Annotated in this window: 23 protein-coding genes; 17 read left to right on the top strand and 6 right to left on the bottom strand. The window is 26.6% G+C overall.

The window, feature by feature from the left end; genetic code table 11:
- Positions 1 to 13: 13 nt before the first annotated feature.
- From ACKU3H_RS06060 to ACKU3H_RS06005, 12 genes are all read left to right on the top strand, one after another.
- Entirely contained in the window at positions 14 to 313 is a 300-nt protein-coding gene (locus ACKU3H_RS06060; RefSeq protein ID WP_320036081.1) for a hypothetical protein, read from the top strand.
- A gap of 10 nt (positions 314 to 323) precedes the next feature.
- Entirely contained in the window at positions 324 to 1892 is a 1569-nt protein-coding gene (locus tag ACKU3H_RS06055; RefSeq protein WP_320036080.1) for a PepSY-associated TM helix domain-containing protein, read from the top strand.
- Between the two features lie 3 nt (positions 1893 to 1895).
- On the top strand, positions 1896 to 2387 hold the full coding sequence (locus tag ACKU3H_RS06050) for a hypothetical protein (protein ID WP_320036079.1): 492 nt from the start codon (positions 1896 to 1898) through the stop codon (positions 2385 to 2387).
- Positions 2388 to 2529: 142 nt separating this feature from the next.
- Positions 2530 to 3273, top strand: coding sequence for a DUF3450 domain-containing protein (locus tag ACKU3H_RS06045; protein ID WP_320036078.1), 744 nt, complete (start codon positions 2530 to 2532; stop codon positions 3271 to 3273).
- Positions 3274 to 4569 (top strand): MotA/TolQ/ExbB proton channel family protein, encoded by a 1296-nt coding sequence (locus ACKU3H_RS06040; RefSeq protein WP_320036077.1) that lies wholly within the window; start codon positions 3274 to 3276, stop codon positions 4567 to 4569.
- On the top strand, positions 4570 to 5088 hold the full coding sequence (locus ACKU3H_RS06035) for a MotA/TolQ/ExbB proton channel family protein (RefSeq protein ID WP_320036076.1): 519 nt from the start codon (positions 4570 to 4572) through the stop codon (positions 5086 to 5088).
- The gene (locus ACKU3H_RS06030; RefSeq protein WP_320036075.1) at positions 5088 to 5492 is read left to right on the top strand and encodes a biopolymer transporter ExbD; all 405 of its coding nucleotides are present in this window, start codon (positions 5088 to 5090) and stop codon (positions 5490 to 5492) included. Before ACKU3H_RS06035 ends, ACKU3H_RS06030 begins: the two co-directional genes overlap by 1 nt.
- A gap of 1 nt (position 5493) precedes the next feature.
- Positions 5494 to 6105 carry a TonB family protein gene (locus ACKU3H_RS06025; RefSeq protein WP_320036074.1) on the top strand — a complete coding sequence of 204 codons (612 nt, stop codon included), beginning with the start codon at positions 5494 to 5496 and terminating at the stop codon, positions 6103 to 6105.
- A complete protein-coding gene (locus ACKU3H_RS06020; RefSeq protein WP_320036073.1) occupies positions 6102 to 7268 on the top strand; it encodes a hypothetical protein in 1167 nt (388 codons plus the stop codon). The genes ACKU3H_RS06025 and ACKU3H_RS06020 overlap by 4 nt, the downstream gene beginning before the upstream one ends.
- Before the next feature lie 53 nt (positions 7269 to 7321).
- Positions 7322 to 8599: a TAXI family TRAP transporter solute-binding subunit gene (locus ACKU3H_RS06015; protein WP_320036072.1), complete on the top strand. Its 1278-nt coding sequence runs from the start codon at positions 7322 to 7324 to the stop codon at positions 8597 to 8599.
- 53 nt (positions 8600 to 8652) lie between these two features.
- Positions 8653 to 9612: a tryptophan--tRNA ligase gene (trpS, locus tag ACKU3H_RS06010; RefSeq protein ID WP_320036071.1), complete on the top strand. Its 960-nt coding sequence runs from the start codon at positions 8653 to 8655 to the stop codon at positions 9610 to 9612.
- Positions 9612 to 10949: a diguanylate cyclase gene (locus tag ACKU3H_RS06005; protein ID WP_320036070.1), complete on the top strand. Its 1338-nt coding sequence runs from the start codon at positions 9612 to 9614 to the stop codon at positions 10947 to 10949. The genes trpS and ACKU3H_RS06005 overlap by 1 nt, the downstream gene beginning before the upstream one ends.
- On the opposite strand, the gene ACKU3H_RS06000 is transcribed toward ACKU3H_RS06005, so the two are convergent.
- Genes ACKU3H_RS06000 through ACKU3H_RS05980 form a run of 5 tightly spaced genes read right to left on the bottom strand, consistent with a single transcriptional unit; the run spans position 10944 to position 14118 of the window.
- Complete coding sequence (locus ACKU3H_RS06000) at positions 10944 to 11828, bottom strand: SdiA-regulated domain-containing protein (RefSeq protein ID WP_320036069.1); 885 nt, start codon at positions 11826 to 11828, stop codon at positions 10944 to 10946. The genes ACKU3H_RS06005 and ACKU3H_RS06000 overlap by 6 nt on opposite strands.
- A gap of 60 nt (positions 11829 to 11888) precedes the next feature.
- Positions 11889 to 12587 carry a class I SAM-dependent methyltransferase gene (locus tag ACKU3H_RS05995; protein WP_320036068.1) on the bottom strand — a complete coding sequence of 233 codons (699 nt, stop codon included), beginning with the start codon at positions 12585 to 12587 and terminating at the stop codon, positions 11889 to 11891.
- The gene (gene hisG / locus ACKU3H_RS05990; RefSeq protein ID WP_320036067.1) at positions 12587 to 13195 is read right to left on the bottom strand and encodes an ATP phosphoribosyltransferase; all 609 of its coding nucleotides are present in this window, start codon (positions 13193 to 13195) and stop codon (positions 12587 to 12589) included. Before hisG ends, ACKU3H_RS05995 begins: the two co-directional genes overlap by 1 nt.
- Positions 13173 to 13799: a type III pantothenate kinase gene (locus ACKU3H_RS05985; protein ID WP_320036066.1), complete on the bottom strand. Its 627-nt coding sequence runs from the start codon at positions 13797 to 13799 to the stop codon at positions 13173 to 13175. Before ACKU3H_RS05985 ends, hisG begins: the two co-directional genes overlap by 23 nt.
- Positions 13786 to 14118, bottom strand: a complete 333-nt coding sequence (locus ACKU3H_RS05980; RefSeq protein WP_320036065.1) for a hypothetical protein — start codon at positions 14116 to 14118, stop codon at positions 13786 to 13788. The genes ACKU3H_RS05985 and ACKU3H_RS05980 overlap by 14 nt, the downstream gene beginning before the upstream one ends.
- 158 nt (positions 14119 to 14276) lie before the next feature.
- Here ACKU3H_RS05980 and ACKU3H_RS05975 point away from each other — a divergent pair, with 158 nt between their 5' ends.
- The 5 genes from ACKU3H_RS05975 (at position 14277) to ACKU3H_RS05955 (ending at position 21110) form a co-directional block, all read left to right on the top strand.
- Positions 14277 to 16268: an EAL domain-containing protein gene (locus ACKU3H_RS05975; RefSeq protein ID WP_320036064.1), complete on the top strand. Its 1992-nt coding sequence runs from the start codon at positions 14277 to 14279 to the stop codon at positions 16266 to 16268.
- 67 nt (positions 16269 to 16335) lie between these two features.
- Positions 16336 to 19110 carry a transporter substrate-binding domain-containing protein gene (locus ACKU3H_RS05970; RefSeq protein ID WP_320036063.1) on the top strand — a complete coding sequence of 925 codons (2775 nt, stop codon included), beginning with the start codon at positions 16336 to 16338 and terminating at the stop codon, positions 19108 to 19110.
- Positions 19107 to 19859 (top strand): SdiA-regulated domain-containing protein, encoded by a 753-nt coding sequence (locus ACKU3H_RS05965; RefSeq protein WP_320036062.1) that lies wholly within the window; start codon positions 19107 to 19109, stop codon positions 19857 to 19859. Before ACKU3H_RS05970 ends, ACKU3H_RS05965 begins: the two co-directional genes overlap by 4 nt.
- The gene (locus tag ACKU3H_RS05960; RefSeq protein ID WP_320036061.1) at positions 19860 to 20639 is read left to right on the top strand and encodes a threonine/serine exporter family protein; all 780 of its coding nucleotides are present in this window, start codon (positions 19860 to 19862) and stop codon (positions 20637 to 20639) included.
- 3 nt (positions 20640 to 20642) lie between these two features.
- On the top strand, positions 20643 to 21110 hold the full coding sequence (locus tag ACKU3H_RS05955; RefSeq protein ID WP_320036060.1) for a threonine/serine exporter family protein: 468 nt from the start codon (positions 20643 to 20645) through the stop codon (positions 21108 to 21110).
- Here the strand turns inward: ACKU3H_RS05955 and ACKU3H_RS05950 are convergent.
- Positions 21107 to 21937, bottom strand: a complete 831-nt coding sequence (locus ACKU3H_RS05950) for a hypothetical protein (protein WP_320036059.1) — start codon at positions 21935 to 21937, stop codon at positions 21107 to 21109. The genes ACKU3H_RS05955 and ACKU3H_RS05950 overlap by 4 nt on opposite strands.

The following is a 21937-nucleotide window of genomic DNA, read 5'->3' as shown; positions in this document are numbered from 1 at the left end:
TGGAAGAACTTAAATGAATTCACTTTATAAATATTTATCTACACCTGAATCAAATGGGTCAAAAATAGGATTATTTAGAATTATAACTTCAATATTTGGAGGCTTAATAGTGGCATATCTTGGTATGACACTATTAGCTTTTTTAATCCCAACAGAGATTCAAAAAAGTGCGATTATTTCTATTATGTTTAATACTCTTGCTTGGGCTGGTGTTACTATTTGGATTAGTTTGTCTTTTACAAAATTAGAGGCTCTTTTAAGATTTTTAATCCCCTCTATAATCTTTTCAATATTTTTATATTTTTTATACTAAGGGAAAATAAATGAAAAAATCTCAAGTTTTCAAACAACGACTTTTTAGAATCCATGTAGCTGCTGGTATAACTTTTTCTTTAATAATGTACATATCAATTTTTTTTGGTATTTTCGCTATTACACTTCCTTATATCAAAACTTGGGAAAAACCTTCAAGACATGTTCAAAAAGTTGATATCACAAAAATAGACTATAATTCAATTATAAATGAAACATTTAAAGACCCTACTTTCCCCCAAAATAATGCTTTAATAAATCTACCAGGAAGGATGGGTGACCCACTTGTAAGTGTTTCCCATAGGTTTGTAAAACCTGTAGTATTTGATCCTTCAAGTGGCAAAAAAATTGAAGAAGAGAGTAAAGAAAAATCAGATTTAGCAAACTTTTTAAATGAACTACACTATGGAGCACCACTTAACTTCATTGGTAGACTCTCTTTTGGTTTTGTTGCTGTTGGTACCCTTGTTCTTATAATTACAGGATTGATTCTAATTTATCTATTTAATTTTAATAATAAAGGTAGAAATCAACAGGCTATGTTTTCTAAAATCCATGTAAAAGTTTTTACTTGGCTATTTTTACCTTTTATTCTTATTGTGTTAAGTGGAGCTGTTATGAATGTGGGATTAGTAAGTGCCCAACCAATGTCAATGATGCTTACAAAAGGTGAGGCTAAAGCTATTGATGCAGTAGTTGGGAAAATACTATTTTCCCAAAAAGAGCCCATAAAAAAAGATGGTGAAAAAGCTATTATGCAACCTGTTTCCCAACTACTAATAAAAGCAAAAAGTATTAATCCAGATTTAGAATTCAAACAAATTAAACTAATAAATTGGAATGACAAAACAGCAAGGGTGGAATTAATTGCTTATAATCCATATAAACCTTTTTTAAATGGTGGAATATTTAATCAACCCTCTATAACACTTAGTGCTGTTACATCAAAATTGATAGAAGAAAAAAAAGTTTTAGATAACTCTTGGCCAGTCTTTATAGCTGAATCAATATTCTTTTTACATTTTTTATTTGGTATTGATATTTTTTCTAGATTACTAGTTGCTTTTTCTATGCTTTTATGTTGTGTAGCAATAGGTTTTGGAACAATGCTTTGGCTTGAAAAAAAAGCTAAAAAATTTGATTCTAAAATTAGCTTTTACCATTGGCTTGGTAAATTCTCTTTAGCATCTATGATTGGGGTTATACCAGCAACAGCAATGCTTTTTTTCCTTCAGTGGACTTTACCTTTTAATTTAGAAGAAAGGGTTCTTTGGCAAAAAGGTATTTTTTATAATACTTGGTTATTTACCCTATTTTGGTCTTTTTATAGAATCAACTCTTACCAAGCTGCAAAAGAGTTTTTCCTTATAGGAGGAATAATCTTTATATTATCAGTGATATTCCATAATATTTATTTAGAAATCACACCTTTTACACTTATAAATACTGGATTAACTAATATATTTGGAGTTGATTTTGCACTAGTTTTATTAGGAATTATTCTAATACTTATATCAATACTACTTCCAAAAAATAGAGAAAATGCCAAAACTTTTTGGCCAAATAAAAATCAAGGTTAAATGATGAAAAAACTAAAAAAAATTATCTTAATTTTAATATTGCCTATATATTTATTTTCCCATTCTATAGTTCTTAATTTAATAGATAATGAAGATGGAACAATAACAATAGTAGGTATGTTCAATACAGGAGAAAGTGCCGCAGGAGCTATGGTAAAACTTATTGCAGTTAACTCAAATGAAATTTTATTTCAAAAAAGACTTGACGATAATTCTGAATTAACTGTAAATATTCCAAAAATTCCCTACAAAGTTGTTTTAGATGGGGGAGCAGGACATACTGTATTCAAAGATGGAATTCCACCAAAAGATGGCTTTAAAAAAGTAGAACAAAAAAAAGAAGCTAAACAACCAAGTAGAACCAATATGGAAATTTCCACAAGTAAAGCTACAACTTACTCAATAATCTTGGCATTTGTTCTACTAATAGCAACAATTATAATAAGTATTTTAAATACAAATAGATTGATGAAAGAACTTAAACAAAACAGATAAAGTATCCATATTAAGAGTCATGAACTGTATAAAAAATATATAATCTTTTCATGATTCTTGTCATGTTTTACTTAAAAATAAGTTTTCTTTTATTTAATATTGATTATAATTCTCAAAATATAAACTTGAAGGATTGTTTTAAATGAATTTAAAAAAACTCAGTTTTCTTTTAATTTTCATTAATAGTATTGTTTTTTCAAATGAAATTGAAAAATCTATTAATGTAATTGAAAATACAAATAACAAATTAATCAAATATCAAAATCAAATTGATAAACATGATGAAAAACAGAATAGACTAATTGAAGAGTATCGTTACACTAATGAGCAGATAAAAAGTACTAATAAATACAATAAGCAATTAAGCAATATCATCAGCTCACAAGAAAAAGAACTTAATGACATTGAACAACAAATCAAAGATATAGAAGAAACACAAAAAAATATATATCCTCTAATGAGTGATATGATTAAAAGTCTTAAAAAACTAGTTTCACTTGACACTCCTTTTTTACTTGATGAAAGAAATCAAAGAATTGAAAATCTTGAAAAAACTTTAGATAGAGCAGATATAAAAACAGCTGAAAAGTTTAGAATTATTTTAGAAGCTTTTAAAATAGAATATGACTACGCAAAAAATATTGAGACTTACCAAGAGACTACAGATAATACAACTTTTAACTTTTTAAGAATAGGAAGAGTCGCTTTATATAAACAATCACTAAATGCAAAAGATTATTATACTTGGAACAAAAACTCTAAAACATGGCAAGAGATTGATAATTCAACTGTAAAATCAAATATTAGAAAAGGTATTAAAATAGCAAAAAAACATGAAAATGTTGCCTTTTTACAATTACCATTTAAAACAAAAGAGGAGTTCTAGATGTTAAAAGTATTTATACTATTTTCACTTCTTTTTAGTTCACTTTGTGCAATTAATTTAGATAACTTATTAAATGATATAAAAAAAGATGCCGCAGTTGAGATAAAAGAGGAACAGCAAAGACTTCAAGAGTTTATAAAAAATGAAAAACAGCAACAAGCAGTTTTAAAAGCAGCAAAAGCTGAACTTGCAAAAGAATCAAAAAAAAGTATTCAACTAAAAAATACCTTAGATAAGAATGAAGAGATTCTAAGTCAAAAAGAGGCTCTTCTTTCAGAAAAAACCGGTGATTTAGGGGAGATGTTTGGTAGTGTAAGACAAACCTCAGCAGACTTTTTAACAAACTTTCAAAACTCACTAACAGCATCTCAAAAACCTGAAACAGAAGCTGTTTTTGATAAATTCTCAAACTCAAAAAGACTTCCAAATATTGAAGAGTTAAAATCTCTTTGGCATGGTATGTTAGATGAGATAATTAAAAGTGGAAATGTAGAAAAATATGAAGCTCCTGTTATTTTAAACAATGGAGAAAAACTTACTAAAGAGGTTACAAGAGTTGGATTATTTGCAGCTGTTGCAGATGGTGAGTATTTAAAATATTCAAATGATATGAAATCTTTAGTTGAACTTTCTACTCAACCAGATCTAGATGGTTCTTTATTTGGTAGTGACAATAATATGTTTGTTATTGACCCTACAAGGGGAACTTTATTTGAACTTTTAAATAACCAACCAACCCTAATGCAAAGGATAAAACAAGGTGGAGCAGTAGGATATATTATCATTGCTCTTGGTTTAATAGGTCTTATTTTTGCTTTATATAAAAGTGTATTGTTAAATATCTACTTTAAAAAGATAAAAAAACAGATGAAAGATTTAGCTAATCCTAAAGAGAGTAATCCTTTAGGAAAAGTAATAGGAGTATTTAAAAAATATAAAAACTATGATATCGATGATTTAGAACTAAAACTTGCTGAATCAATACTTCAAGAAACTAATAAAGTAAAAAAAGGTCAAGGGTTTGTAAAGCTTTTATCTGCCGTAACTCCTCTACTTGGATTATTAGGAACAGTAACAGGGATGATTGCAACATTCCAAGCAATCACTCTATTTGGAACAGGTGATCCAAAACTTATGGCAGGAGGTATTTCAACTGCATTGATTACAACTGTTTTAGGTCTAGTTACTGCTATTCCTTTACTTTTTACATATACATATATCTCTTCAAAATCAGAAGCTATTGTTTCTATTTTAGAAGAGCAAAGTATGGGAATGATGGCAGAAAGAATTAAATAGATGTTTGATTTATTTTTTGATGATTTCAACTCTTTCTTTGAAAAAGGTGGAGTTGTACTTTATGTGGTATTTATTATTGCTATTTTTCTTTGGACCTTGATTTTAGATAGATATATCTATTTATATCATGGTTATAAAAAACACAAAGAGTTAATGCTCCTTGAAGTTAAAGAAAAAACTTATGAAGATAAATTTAAAACAGCAATAAAAAATTTCATTGTAGAGGAATCAAAACAAAAACTAAATTTTGGGCTTAGTTTTATAAAAACACTTATTATAGTTTGCCCTTTGGTTGGTTTATTAGGAACTGTTACAGGGATGATTGAGGTTTTTGATGTGATGGCGATACAAGGTACTAGTGATGTAAAATCTATGGCAAATGGAGTTTCCATGGCAACTATTCCAACAATGGCTGGAATGGTAATAGCTCTTAGTGGAATTTTATTTGAAAAAAGACTTGAGCTGTCTATTAAATACCAAATAGAGAAACTAAATATTGATATATCAAAGGTTATATAATGAGACGATTCTCACAAAAAGTAAATAATGAAGATTCTGAAATAAATCTAACTCCAATGTTGGATGTTGTTTTTATTATGCTTATATTTTTTATTGTTACTACATCTTTTGTCAAAGAAGCTGGTATTGAAGTAAATAGACCAAGTGCCGCAACAAGTCAACAAAAAACTGAAGCAAATATATTAATAGCAATAAGAAATAGTAATGAGATTTGGATTGATAAAAGAATGGTTGATGTAAGAGCAGTTAGAGCTAATATAGAGAGACTAAAAGCAACTAACTCACAAAATAGTATTGTAATTCAAGCAGACAAAGAGGCAAAAACAGGAACCTTAGTAAAAGTTATGGATCAAGTTAGACTTGCTGGAATTACAAATATCTCAGTATCTACTTTAAAGAATTAACATGAGACTTCTTTACTCTTTTGGGTTTGCAATATGTATAAGTGTTGGAATCTTTTTTGGAATGCAACAAATGATTGCTGCTGATAATACAGTTCTAGAAAAAAAAGAAAAGCCAATTGTTCTTAATTATTTAAGGGAACAAAAAGACATAAAAGTTCAAAAAGAGAAAAGAATAAAACCAAAAGAGCCAGTAAAAAAAATTGAGCCCAAAAGACTTGATATTGTAAAAACAAAAATGACAAAAATAAATAAAAATATAAAAATCAAACCTTTAAGTGTTGCAAAAAATATTGATATCTCTGCAATATCTTCATTAAATGGAGCTCAAATCTCTGTAGATAGTGGACTGTTTGATGCAAATAATTTACAAACTATCACAAGAGTGAATCCTTTATATCCAAGAAGAGCAAAGGTTAGAAGTAAAGAGGGATATGTCCAATTACAATTTCACATCTCAAAAAATGGTAATGTTTCTGATGTAAAAATTTTAGATTCTAACCCTCAAGGTTTTTTTGAAGACAGTGCAATTACTGCAATCAAAAAATGGAGATTTAAACCCTCTAAAGATGAAAAAGATGCATCTATAAAATTTAATTTTAGGTTGGCAAAATGATAAAAATGATAATCGCTTTATTACTGTGTTTCTCTTTTTTATATACAAAAGAGTCAAAAAGTATGTCTAAAAAAAGTTATAAGATATTAATTGAATCACAAAAATTAATTGAACAAAATAAAAATAAAGAAGCAAAAAGTAAGCTTCAGAATCTTTTAAAAAACACTTTAAATGGATATGAGAAATCTTTTGTATTACAAACTTTAGCAAATATTGCAATCAATTCAAATAATTATACAAATGCAATAAAATACTATAAAGAGATTATCCAACTAAATGCATTGGAACCTAAAACTCTTGATAGTATGAAACTATCTTTGGGAAAAATCTATTTATCAAAAAGTAACTACAAATTATCAATTCAAACCTTAAAACCTTTATTAAAAAGTAGCTTTGTAAACCAAACAGAAGTTAATGAAAGTCTAGCATACGCAAGTTTTTACAATAAAGATTATATAAATAGTATCTCTTATATAAAAAAATCTATTAAAAATGAGAAAAAAGAAAGTTACTATCAAATATTATATTCTTCATATATTGAACTAAAAAACTATAAAGAGTCTATTAATACCCTAAAACAGATGGTTACTATTTGGCATAAAAATGAAAACTATTGGCTTCAATTAGTAGCTCTTTATCAAGAAACTAAAAACCCTAAAAAAGCTTTATCAACTTTCGAATTAGCATATAAAAGGGGTGGAGTTAATATAGAAAAAAATAGTTTATATTTTGTAAATGTATTAATTCAAAACCAATTATATTTAAAAGCTGCCCAAACTCTTGAAAAAGCAATAAATAAAGGATATTTAGTAAACAACAAAAAGAACTTTGAAATTTTAGTCTCTTGCTACAATTATGCAAAACAAAAAAATAAAGTTAAGCAATTACTTACAAATTCAGATTTTGGTAAAGATGCTAAATATCAACTACTTTTAGCAAATATACATTTTAATGAGCAAGAATATAATAAAAGTATAAGAACACTAAAAAAACTTAATACAAAGAGAGCTTCAAAAGAAGAGGGTCAAAAATTCACCTTATTGGCTTTAAGTTTTAATGAATTAGAAGATAAAAAAGAAACAAAAAAATATCTTCAAAAAGCTATAAATAACCCCTATGAGAAGAATAGAGCTCTAAATATCAAAAAAAGTTTGCAAATATAGAAATAAAAACTTTTTTGATATAATCTAACATCTTATAAATTTGAGAGATTCTAATGAAAAAGTTTATTACTCTATTTTTGCCCATTATTGCCACAATATTTTTTGCATTTTATTTTACCGCTCAATTTATACAACCAAGTCCTAAAAAAGAGATTACAATTGCAACAGGTTCTAAAGATGGAAATTATTATAAAACTGCTTTAGAATATAAAAAACTTCTTGAAAAAGATAAAGTAAAAGTAAATATCATAACAAGTGCTGGTTCAATAGAAAATATTGAGCTTCTTAAAGAGAAAAAAGCAGATATAGCTTTTATACAAAATGGTACAACCTTTGATTCAAATATTAAAGATATTAAGTCCCTTGCATCTATATATTATGAGCCACTTTGGGTGTTTTATAAAAATGAGGGTTTTACAATTGATTATATTATTCAATTAATTTCAAAAAAGATCTCAATAGGTAATATGGGCAGTGGCACGAGAGATTTAGCTAACAAAATATTAAACGACAATGGAATTAACAATAACAATGCAGAAATCTTAAATTTAAATAATAAAGAAGCTAGCCTGGCACTAAAAAAAGGTGAAATTGATGCTCTTTTTATAGTTTCATCACATAACTCACCTATAATAAATGACTTATTAGCAGACCCTAAAATAAATCTTTTTAGTTTTAAAAGAGCCAGAGCTTATAGTAGAAAATATACTTTTCTTGAAGCTTTGACTTTATATGAAGGAACTTTAGATTTATATAAAAACCTTCCAGATGATAATGTTAATATCCTTTCTACTACTGCAAATTTAATAGTAAGGGAAGATTTCTCAGAGGAATTAAAAAGATTGGTTCTAAAAAAAGTTGTAGAAGTACATAGTAAAAAAGACCTATTTGCAAAAGCAAATCAATTTCCAAGTTCACATAATATGAAAATAGAACTTGATGAAGAAGCAGATAAATATTTTAAATATGGAGATACTTGGTTAGAAAAAATATTTCCTTATTGGATAGCTTCAAATATAGATAGATTAAAAATACTCTTAATTCCTCTTTTAACACTATTATTTCCTTTATTTAAAGGTGTTTTCCCTTTATATAATTGGACAATGAGATCAAAAATATATAGATGGTATGAAAAGATTAGAGAGATTGATAATGAGATAGATAAAGCAGAGAAACAGACTTTAAACAATTATTTGAAAGATATAGAAAAACTAAGAGAAGAGATAAGTAAAGAAACAAAGGTTCCTTTATCATTTATGGGTGAATATTATAATTTACAATTACATTTAGACCATATAGATTCAAAAATACATAAACAGCTACTTAACTAGCTCTTATTGATAATTTAGATATAATTCCAAAAAATTAATTAAGGGATTTTATTTTGAGAATATTATCAGGAATTCAACCAAGTGGAACAATCCACATTGGTAACTATTTTGGAATGATTAAAAAAATGGTTGAATCGCAAAATGATGGTGATCTTTTTGCATTTATTGCTTCTTATCATGCGTTAACATCTGTAAAAGACAAAGAGATTTTAGAAAAAAATATTTTTGAAGCAGTTGTAAACTTTTTAGCTTTAGGTATGGACCCAGAGAAATCTACATTTTGGGTACAAAGTGATGTTAAAGAGGTTCTTGAATTATACTGGATATTATCAAATCACACTTCAATGGGATTATTAGAAAGAGCCCATTCATATAAAGATAAAACTGCAAAAGGTATCCAAGCAAACCATGGATTGTTTTCATACCCAGTTTTAATGGCTGCAGATATCTTACTATATGATTCAAATATTGTTCCAGTTGGAAAAGATCAAATCCAACATGTGGAGATGACAAGAGATATAGCAACTAGTTTTAACAATGTTTATGGAGATATTCTTGTTATGCCAGAAGCAAAAGTTGATGAAGTGGTTGCAACAGTTCCAGGAACTGATGGAGCTAAAATGTCAAAATCTTATGGAAATACAATTGATATGTTTGGAACAAAAAAAGGTGTTAAAAAACAAGTTATGTCTATTGTAACTGATTCTAAAGAGTTAGATGAAGCTAAAGATTATACTACTTGTAATGTATATAAACTTTGTGAACTATTTATGAGTGAAGATGAACTAAAACAGTTACAACAAAGATATGCAACTCCAGGAGAAGGTTATGGACACTTTAAACTATCTCTTCTTGAGAAAATAAATGAACATTTTGAGCCATTTACTGAAAAAAGAGATTATCTTTTAAATCATCCAGCGGAAGTAAAAGAGATTTTAGATTTTGGTGCTAAAAAAGCTAGAAAAGTGGCTTCTGCTAAAATGGAAGTTATAAGAGCTGCAATAGGACTATAATGATCCCTACAGTATATGATATATCTATTACAAATGTGGTTTCTATTGGGATAGAAAAAACATTAGATGAAGCAGTTGATAAGTTATCAAAAGCTAATTTAAGAACAATAGTTGTAGAAAACAAAAAACAAAACTGCTTTCATATACTAACAACAAGGGAACTACTTCAATTTAAAATTGAAAATATCAATAAAGATACTGCCTTATATAAACTAAATATTCCTAAAGCAAAAGCTTTAGATAAGAATATGAACCTATTAACTGTTTTAAATTATATTGATTTTAGTGATGAATATATGGTAATAACACACAAAGATGAGTTATTAGGTATAGTTTCATATACAGATATTGTAAATAATATTGACCCTCAATTAATTATGGAAAAACAAACTATTTCATCATTAATTCACCAATATAAAGCTATAACTACAAATGAAAACTCTTCAACTTTTGAGGCAATCTCTTTATTAAAAGATAATAGTGCTACAGATGCTATACTTGTTTTAAATAAAGAGTATAAACCAAAAGGTATCTTCACTACTAAAGACTTTATTGATGTTATCCGTTATGATTATGACTTATCAAAACCAATAAAAGATTATATGACAAGTCCCGTTGATACTTTATATGATGACACCACTATTTCAAATGCAATTAACTTTATAAAAAAGAAACACTATAAAAGAATAGTTGTAGTAAATAAAGATGGAAAAATATCTGGAGTTATAACACAAAAAGAGCTTTTAAGAACTTTCTATAATAAGTGGATTGAACTTATAAAAGAGGAAGGTAGTAAAATATCCAAAACAAATGAACACCTTATGCAAATAACCTCTGAGTTGGAAACAAAAGTTGCATTAGACCACTTAACAAAACTATACAATAGAAAAAAATTTGATGAACTATTAGACAGCCATATTGAAGAGTTTTCTAATCTAAAAGATGAAACTTTCTGTATGTTGATACTTGATATAGATGATTTTAAATTATTAAACGATAATCATGGACATCTTTTTGGAGATGAAGTACTTAAAGATATATCAAAAATCTTAACAACAAAATCTAGAGGAAGTGATATAGTTGCTAGATGGGGTGGTGAAGAGTTTGTGGTAATTTTACCAAAAACAAATCTTGAACACGCCACATTTTTTGCAGAAAAAATACGGCAAACAATAGAAAACTTTGATTTTGAAAAGATAAACAAAGTTACCTGCTCTTTAGGACTTGCACAATTCCACAACTCTGATAATAAGATTGAGCTTTTTAAAAGAGCTGATGATGCATTATACAGAGCTAAATCATTAGGTAAAAATAGAGTTGAATTAGAGCACCTATAGTTTCTCTTTTTTAAATGAATAAAAAAGATTTGGTTCACTAACAATATAAAGAGTATCATCTTTATCCATAGTTATCCCCTCAGCTTGAGGTATATTTTTTTTTAGACCTAAAAAACCCTTTTCAAGTTGAATAAAACTTAATTGTGTTCCATTTTGGTCAATCTGTGCAATCATTTTTGACTCATCACTTAAAAACAATAAATCTTCACTTTTTGAATCAAAATATATTCCAGAAAAATCCCCCATAAAATTGTTAAATACAGTTTTTCCATCTCCAAAAGAGATATTCATATTTTTTTTGCTGATAAGATTTTTTATTTTTATTAACTCTGAAGGAAATTTTTCATTTACAATAAATATTACATCATCTTTTTTATTGTATGAAACACCTTCATATCCAAAATTTTCATAGGTATTTATCTTAAGAGTAAATACATCTCTTAGATGAAATATATCTATTTTTTTTGTATCTTTATTTATAGGAAAAGTATAAACTTGTTGATTTTTTTCATCTACAATGGCAAATAGATTATCATACAAATAGCTAATCCCTTCAGTATCACTAAAACCAATTAACTCTATTTTTCTAAGTATTTCACCATCCAGTGTTAACTCATAAATATCTCTTGGACTATTTGTAATTGCAAAAAGAGTATTTGTTTCATTACAATATGTTATTCCAGATAAGTTGTCTTTTATAGATTTAATCTCTTTTGCTTCAATTGAAACTTTGTAATTTGATAACTCTAAAGAAGAGTTTACATTTTTAATATCATTTTTAACACTATTTACTTTAGCATAGACAATATCATTTAAATCTGTAAAAATTATAAGAACATAAATACTTATAGAGATAAGCATTAGTTTACGTAAGTTCATATCAACTACCTAAATATTTTTTATATATTAGTAGAAGATAGTGATATTTTGATTACAAAATTAGATTTTTTTACAAATAAATATTAGTTTGTCTGCTTCTTCATAACCATGAAGATTAAACTCTTTTATCTGCTCAACTTTAAAACCACAAGTTGTCAAAAGGTTTTTAAGATAAGTTATTTCATGAAAATACTGAGTAATACTGTCAGCTTCTTTTTTATATAAGTTATCATCCCTATTAGAGAATAGTACTAAATCAGTTATAAGTTTTTCATCTTCAAATATTGCATCTATTGCAATAAATTTATCTTCTAAATTTATAGTGATACAACCTTGTGCAACTTCACTAAAACCAAAATATGAGTTTACATCAAAAATAAAATATCCATCTTTGTTTAATACTTTATTTGTATCTTGAAAAAAACTTTTTAAAATATCTTTTGGAATATAATTTATCACATCAAAAATAGCTGTAGCACAATCATATTTTTGTGTAACATCTTCTAAAGCAATAGAATCCACATTTGTTAAACCTTTTGCTTTACAAAACTCAATTTGTTGTTTACTTAAATCTATACCAAAACAGTTTTTTTTATTTATTAAAAGATTCTCTAAAAAGTATCCTTGACCACAACCAATATCTAAAATGTTGTCTAAGTTTTTATCCATTACAAAAGATAAAAACTCTTTATGCAGTTCATATACCTCTTCTTGAAAATCTAAAAAAGGCTCTATTTTAGAGTATAAATCTAATCCCATTAAAGTACAGCTTCTAACTTATCTTTTAGATTAAATATTAAATCTTTTTTTGCATAATATGAGTTTTTATTAGCAATTAAATGTGCTGAACTTTCCATAATAGTTGGTCCAACTTCTAGTCCATTTTGTTTCATAGTTGTACCTGTTTCAACAATATCAACAATACAATCAGCAAGATTAACTAAAGGTGCCAATTCAATAGAACCATATAGCTTGATAATCTTTACAGCCATAGCTTTCTCTTCAAAATATCTTTTTGCAATTTTTTCATGTTTAGTTGCAACTGTAATTTGGCTTTTTGTAAAATCTAACTCTTCACCCTTTACAAGACCAAAAGCAACTTTACACTTTCCAAGTTGTAAATCAAGAAGTTTTATAAGGTCATACTCTTTTTCTTCTAAAACATCCAATCCAACTACACCTAAGTCTGCTGCACCATGCATTACATATGTAGGAACATCTTGATTTCTTACATTTAAAAATCTAAATCCACTCTTTTCTAAAATTAGTTTTCTATCTTCAAAAACAAACTTTTCATCAAATGCCTTTTCAAACTTTTCCAAAGTATCTTCTGCAATTCTTCCTTTAGGCAATGCAATTGTTAGCATCAATTATCCCTTTCATATTTTTAAATATTAAATCATCTTTATAGATACAATTATCAAAATATTTACTCAAAGATTCTCCATCTCCGCCTGTAAATATTATCTTTTTCTCTTTAGCTATCTCTTTTATTGGTAAAATTATAGATTGTAAAATAGAATAAGACATTGCATCTTGTGTACAAAGGGGTATTGTATCTAAGTTTACCTTTGTATTAATTTCATAGTCTAGCTTTGAAGATATCTCTTTATATGCTTTTTTTAAACTTGACATTCCAGGTAAAATAAATCCACCTTTATGTTCTGCATTTTCCATTATATCAACTGTAATAGCGCTTCCTGCATCTACTATAACAGCATTTTCTACACCTAAGCATACAACTTTTCTATCTATACCCATTCCTTTATATTCTGTATCAAAATCAAGATATTCTTCAAGATTTATACAATCATTGTGGGTGTTTTCTAACACTTTTGCTGCATTATCATTTACTGAAATATAATAAATTCTTTCTTTAAATTCAGGTAATTTCTCATTTAAATAGTATCTTTTATGAATTCCATCAATCAAAAAATGATAAGTTGTATTACCTATATCACATAAAATCAACTCTTACTCTCCATTTATCATTTTCTAGTAACTTTTTTGCTTTTGAACAAATAGGACTTGAAATTAATAATTCCTTTTTCTTAAAATTGTGTTCTTGATATGAAACTAAATTTTCCAATAACAACATCAAGTCTTCAGCATTTTTCCTAATAAATCTACTTTTACTATCTATTATAAAAATTGCATAATACTCTTTTTGTATTGAAGTTGCGACATATATTTTAATTTTTTTTCTGGATTTCAAATCTTTTGGAGCAATCTCTTCTATCTCTTTAAACAAAATATCTTTCTTATTATAGTAATGAGTTAACTCTTTCAAATATAACCTTTTTAATTAGTTGGTGTATTATATTACAAAATCACTTTAGTTAGATAGATATTTTATCTTAGAAAAAAATAAAATTATTTTTATTAATTCATTATTTAATATTAAGATAATTTATTCTATCATTCTAACACTAAATGTTAAGGTAATTTGTGTCTAAATCTAGATTTAATAAAAAAGAACCCATCTCAAATAAAAAGCTTATATTCCGAATTATATTCATCCTTTTAATAACAAGTATAATATCAATATTTATTTCAAGTATATACATAAAAAGAATTGCATTAAATAATTTAGGTGAAGATGATGCAAAAAAAACAAGTGAGCTTGTGTTTGAAATAATGAATACAAAAATGCAAGAGGGTTGGGGGAAAGAGGATTTAGTACAAATATTAAAAAGGCTTGAACATATTAGAGAAGGTTTAAAAGTACACTCATATAGAAGTAAAAAAGTTGAAGAAATCATGGGTATTCATGAGGAAGATAAACTTACAATAGCAAATGATCCATATATTCAAAAAGCTTTAAAAGGTGATAAACAATTTCTAATTTTAGAAGATGGAAGTATAAGATACCTCTATCCAATGAAAGTTAGACAAGAGTGTATCACTTGCCATTACAATACTAAAGTTGGTGATGTAAATGGGGTATTAGATATTACTTATCCACCAAGTGAAATAAAAATTTCACTTGATATGTTAATCTCATATTTTTTAATATTTTTTGTTTTATTTATACTTGTTTGTTTTATTATTCTCTATTTTGTTATTAATAAAAAAATTATCACACCTGTAAATAGATTTACAAGGGCTATTCATAAAATATCTTTAAATACTGACCTTTCTAAAAGATCAAATGTAAACCCAGGAATAAAAGAGTTACATATTTTAGAAAAACATTTTAATGAACTCTTGGGAAAAATAAAATATTACTATGACATTTTGATTGATAATTTATATACTGATTCTCTTACTAGATTACCAAATTTAGTCAAACTAGAAGAGGATATAAAAAAGAATGAATACAACACCTTAATAATCATTAATATCGATTCTTTTAAAGAGATAAATAATTTTTATGGGGTAAAAGTTGGGGATACAATCTTAAAACAAATTGCTATGTATCTTTATGAAAAAACAAAAAAAGTTCATCAGGTATATAGACTTTATAGTGATGAGTTTGCCATATTAACCCAAGAAAGAATATCAAAAACATATTGTATAAATTTGATAAATTCACTAAATAGTGAGTTTTGTAGATATCAAGATACAGATATTCAAATACAGTCATCTATAGGTGTTGTTTACAATGCAAAAAGTAGAGCCATTGAAAAGGCTACGATAGCACTTAGAACAGCAAAAAAGAACAGAACTTTATATGAAGAGTTTGACAATGCTTTAGAGCTTCAAGAAGAGTATTCTAAACATATTACTTGGAGTTTAAATATAAAAGATTCTTTAGAGAAAGACAATATTGTACCTTATTTCCAACCTATTAAAGATTTAAAAACTGGTGAAATAAAAAAATATGAATGTTTGGCAAGAATGATATTTAAAGATGAAGTTTATGCACCCATTTTATTTTTAAATATTTCAAAAAAAGCAAAATTTTATCCTCAAATAACACAAAGAATGATAAAAAAAGCTTTTGAATATTTTGAAGATAAACCTGATATTACATTTTCTATTAATTACTCTATTGATGATATATTAAATAATGAAACAACAAACTACTTATTTGATATGTTGGATAGATATAATATTGGTTCACAATTAATTATTGAACTTTTAGAGAGTGAAGAGATTCAAGACTTTGAACATGTTAAAATGTTCTCAAAAAAACTAAAAGAGTATGGAGTAGCTTTGGCTATTGATGATTTTGGTTCAGGGTATTCAAATTTTTCTTATATATTAAATTTAAAAGTAGATTTTCTTAAGATTGATAGCTCACTAATAGAAAGTATTGATAGAAGTGAAAATTCTAAAATTATTGTTAAATCAATTGTTGAGTTTGCAAAAAATGTAAAACTAAAAACAATTGCAGAGATGGTTCATAAAAAAGAGATAGAAGATATTTTAAAAGAACTTGGAATCGATTATGTACAAGGTTATTATATTGGCAAACCTAAAAACACTATTTTTTAACCTTTTATACAATTTATTTTATATTTATCTTCGATATAATAAATAAATTATTCAATACAGGATTTTAATGAAATCTTTTTTTAAAGTTGCTTTTCTTCTTTTAATACTTACACATATTTTAAATGCATCTTCAAATAAATATTTTACAGTTTCATATGATCCAGAATATGCACCTTTCTCATATTTAGAAAATGGACACCCAGAAGGTTTATTAATTGATTATTGGAATCTATGGGCAGAAAAAAACAATTATAAAATTAAATTTGTAAATGGAAAACTTTGGGACAATGCAATAGATCTTGCAAAAACAGGAAAAGTTGATTTTTTTCTAGGAACAAACCCTTATGATTCATGGATGCAATCATCATACTCTATTTATAAAACAAGAACTTCACTTTTTATACATAAAGATTTTAGTAAAGATTTCAGTAAGCAAGCTTCTTATCTTATAGGGATTGTAGGGAAAGATCACAAAAGACATATTGACGCTAATTTTCCCTTTTCTCAAACTTTAGTTTATAAAGATTATGATACTTTATTCAATGATTTTTTATCAAAAAAACTTGATTTAATTTTTGATGATAAATTTGCAATTGAATTTTATTCATTAAGAAACAATTTTTTTCATAAACTTAAACCTATAGATTTATTGCAAGAGTATGTTCCTATAAAAGCAATCTCAAAAAATAAAGATTTAATTGATATATTTAATAAAGGTTTTAGAAAATTAACAAATGAAGAATTATATGAAGTTGAGAGTAAATGGGTTCTTAATACAGAACAACAAATTTACAAAAAGAGTTTTTCATTATCTCAAAGAGAAAAAGATTTTCTTAAAAATCATCTTTTTAAAGTTTCAGTTTCAGAGGATTGGAAACCTTTCACTTTTAAAAATAAAAAAGGTGAGCCATCGGGTATGGCTTCTGAAATTTGGGAGATGCTTTCAAGAAGTTTAAATCTTAACTCTGAGTATCTTTTTTCTAATAAATTTACAGAACAATTAGATTTAATTAAAAATAAAAAAGCTGATGTTATTTTTAGTGTAGGAGAAACAAAAGATAGATTGAAATATTCTATTTTTTCTAAACCTTACATTGAATTTCCTTTATCTATTGTTACATTAAAAGATGAAAATTTTATAGAAAGCATAAATTACTTATATGATAAAAAAGTTGCTGTAGGTAAGAATTTTACTGCACATAAACTACTTGAAGAGTATTATCCTGACTTAAAACTAATTACTGTTAAAAATATTGAAGAGGGGCTTGAAAAAGTATCAAACTCTGAAGTTTATGCTTTTGTGGGTATAAAACCAAATCTAATTTACAATATAAACAAATTAAATCTTAATGATTTAAAAATAAGTGGAAATACTGGTCTAACTTATAAAGTTGCTATTATGATAAGGGATGATTATCCATTATTGCAAGAGATATTAAATAAAGCAATCTCTTCTCTTGATCCAAGTGAAGTTTCTCAAATAGCAGGTAAATGGAATAATATTCAATATAAAGAAAATATTGATTACACAGTTTTTTGGATAATACTTTCAGTAGGTTTTGTAGTATTTATTGTACTTATTTACATTAATCAACAAAATATGAATAGAAACAAAACTCTGAAACTACTTGTAAATGAAAGAACAAAAGAGTTAAAAAATCTAAATCAAGAACTTGAAAAAAGAGTTGAACTAAAAACAAAAGAACTAAGTAGAACAAACTATTTATTAGATGAAGCGCAAAAAATAGCAAGATTAGGAAGTTTTAGTTATAACACAAAAACTAAACATCTAGAATGGAGTAATGAACATTTTAAAATTTTTGGACTATATCCAAATGAGATAAAACCCTCAATTACAAAGTTTTTATCTTTTGTACATGAAGAGGAAAAAAGAAAAGTAAAACATCATCTTTATAAAGCAATTAAAAGTGATAAAAGAAAAATCATTGAATTTAGGATATTGTTAAGAGACAATACTTTAAAACATATTCAGCTTACTACAAAGGTTACAAGGTTTGATGCAAATAATAAACCTATTTTTATAGTAGGAACAATATTTGATTTAACAAAAATAAAAGATTTAGAGTTTCAAAAAAGAGAAAAAGATTCAATGTTAGCTCAACAATCAAAAATGGCTGCCTTAGGGGAGATGTTAGAAAATATCGCACACCAATGGAGACAACCTTTATCAGTTATTTCAACTGCTTCAACTGGTTTACAAATACAATTAGAAATGGGAAATGAAATCTCTGAAGAGATGCTTTATAGTAATGTAAAATCTATAAATGAGCACTCTCAATACCTTTCAAAAACAATTGATGATTTTAGAAACTTTTTTAACTCTAAAAAAGAAAAAGAGATTTTCTCTATTAATTCAACTATTGAAAAATCCTTATCTCTTGTTAGTTCAAGAATTAAGAAATGGAATATTGAAGTAGTTAAAGAGCTTAAAACAATAGAGATAGAAACAATTGAGAGTGAACTTATACAAATACTTTTAAATATTTTTAATAATGCAGTTGATGCATTAAATTCAAAGCAATTAGAGAAAAAATTCATATTTATATCAACAATAAAAAGAGATAACTATTTACATATAAAAGTAAAAGATAATGCAGGTGGAATTCCTGAAAAAATACTTGATAAAATTTTTGAACCATATTTTACAACAAAACACAAATCCCAAGGTACAGGTATAGGTTTATATATGTCAAATGAGATTGTAACTAAACACCTAAATGGTTCATTACAAGTAGTAAATAGTTCATATATTTTTAAAGATATTAAGTGTACTGGTGCATTATTTACTATATCAATACCTTTAAAAAAAGAGATAACATGATAAAAAGTATAATCGCCCTTTTTCTACCACTACTATTTATGCAAAATCTGTTTGCAAAAGAAAAAGTAATTGCTAATATTCCAGAAGCTTCTGGGATTTGCTATAGTAATATTTCCGATTCTCTTTTTGTAGTAAATGATGAAGGAACTCTTTATGAACTTACAACAAAAGGAAAGATTTTAAGAGAAAAAAAGCTTGGAAAATATGATTTAGAAGCTGTTGAAGTTGATGAAGAAAATGCCCTACTTCTTTTAATAAATGAAAAAAAAGATTCCATAATAGTTGTAGACAAAAAAAGTTTTGATATTGTAAAAAAAATAAAAATCGATAGAGAATATAAAAAAATAAAGCTCCTAAAAAAAGGTGGAGATGGGATAGAGGGTTTAGCTCTTTATAAAAACAAACTTTATGCTTCAAATCAATCTAAAAAAATGTTTCCAAAAGAAGATTCTTCAGTTATTGTAATCCTTGATTATAAACTAGAAGAAAAAAAATTAAAAATAATAGATATTATAAATCCAGAAATCAAAGATATCTCTGGTCTAACATTTTATAAAGATACTCTTTATATGATAAGTGATAAAAACTCTAAAATTATTAGTTATGATATTAAAAAATCAAAAATAATAGATACAAAAAAATTATCTAAAAAATATGCTCAAGAGGGGATTGCTTTTGATACAAAAGGAAATCTCTACATAGCAGATGATAATGGAAAAATATTAAAAATAAAGAATTTTATAAAATAGATGAATAGATTAACCTACGAACAACAAACAAAAGTAACAAGAACAATCATAAAAGCTGCTGTATTAATGCTTGAATTTGGCGCAGAAAGTAGACTTATAGAAACTATTGCACAAAGATTAGGAAATGCCTTAGGCGTTGATTCTGTTGAAGTTTCATTAATCCCTTCAGCAATTGTTTTAACTACTTTAAGCAATAAACAAACCCAATCAGTTACTACAACTAGAAGAGCCCACCATAAACCAATCAATATGTCTATTGTTTGTGATGTGCAAAAGATGTGTTATAAAGTTGAAAAAGAGAAACTTGATGTTGATTATGTAATAAAAACTATGAAAGAGATAAAACCAAACTATTATAACAGATGGCTAATTGTATTTATGGTTGGTCTTTCTTGTGCTTGTTTTTCATACTTAAATGGTGCAGACTGGCAAGGTTTTGCAACCACTTTTCTAGCTTCTGCTGTAGCAATGTTTGTTAGACAAGAATTAGCAAGAAAAAAATTTGTTTTAATTATAACCTTTGGTATTACTGCTTTTGTTGCCACATTAATTGCTGCACTTGCTCAAATTTTTAATTTAACAAATACCCCTGATATTGTACTATCATCAAGTGTATTACTACTAGCTCCTGGTTTCCCTTTTGTAAACTCTGTATTAGATGCTGTAAAAGGTTACCTTGCTATGGGATGGGGGCGTTGGATGCAAGCTGTTATGCTAACTGCTGCAACATCTGTTGGTATAGTTTTTGCCTTTACAGTTTTAAATCTACAAGGTTGGTAAGATATGGAAATCCTAATTAGCTATTTAATAAGTGCTATTTTTGCTGCCATTCCAGCAGTTGGTTTTGGGATGGTTTTTAATGTTCCCAAAGATACTTTACTAAAATGTGCTTATGGTGGAGCTATAGCTTATTGTTCTAGAAAATTTTTTATTGATTTAAATTTTTCTTTAGAATTATCAACTTTTTTTGCATCAACTTTAGTTGGAATGATTGCTCTTTATTGGTCTAGAAAATATATAGTTCCAAGACCTGTTTATACTATTGCTTCAATTATCCCTTTATTGCCAGGGAAACAAGCCTTTGCAGCAATAATAAATCTAATAACTATGAATGCCCATGGAGTTACACCCGATTTAATAGCCTTATTTATTGATAACTCTTTAAAAACAATTATTGTTCTTGGGGGTATTGGATTTGGACTTGCGTTACCTTCACTTTATTATATAAGATACAATAGACCTATAATCTAGGTTCTTCTTATATTAAAAATAGATTTTATAAAAAAGTACAATATAAAAAGAAAAACTATTGGTACAACTATTGTTTGAAAAATAAAAACAATAATTAAGTCTATAATATACTCACTTGAGTTATCAACAGCATTTGTATACGCATCAATCTTTTTTTCATAATAATTGCTATCAAATTTTTCTATAACTTTTTCTAAAAATGAGTTATTCTCTTTTTGCTTGATTGTATTTTTTGTTACTTCACTTACATTATTTTTTACTTTTACTATATTTTCATTTAACTTTTCAATATTATATTCAGGCTTTACAAAGTAGTTATAAGAGATATCATTTACATAACTTATCATAGGAATTGCAAATCTTAAAAAGAGTAATACAAAAGTTATTTTAAAAAAAAGAGTTCTTAATCCTTCATCTTTTTTAAAGCGTTTAAATAACCAAATATTAAAAGTAAGAACAAAAATAAAAAGAGTTACATTATAAATCTCATTGGTAACAAAACCCAATAATATTTTTTGAATACCAAGAGAGGTTAAACTAGCTAACATAACAAGAGCAAACTGCTCAACTAAATCATTTATGGGATCTAAAACTTCGCCAATTGCTACAACTACAAAAGGTAAATTTAGTTCAGTGCCTTGAGCCAAGGAGATTACAGCGTTTAAAGCTTTTGCACTACCAAAAACAACTACTGCTTGCTTGAAAGACTCATCAACCATTGTTTTTGCAGTTTCATCAATAGTAAAACTTAGTGCAATAAAAAGTGCGATAAAAGAAAAAAATACTAATAATATTTTATTCCAATTATTTAATAAATACTCTCTCAT

It is taken from the genome of Halarcobacter sp., from assembly GCF_963675975.1.
Taxonomy (GTDB): Bacteria; Campylobacterota; Campylobacteria; order Campylobacterales; family Arcobacteraceae; genus Halarcobacter.
Note: the sequence above shows the minus strand (reverse complement) of the source record. Positions and strands in the feature narration are given on the sequence as shown.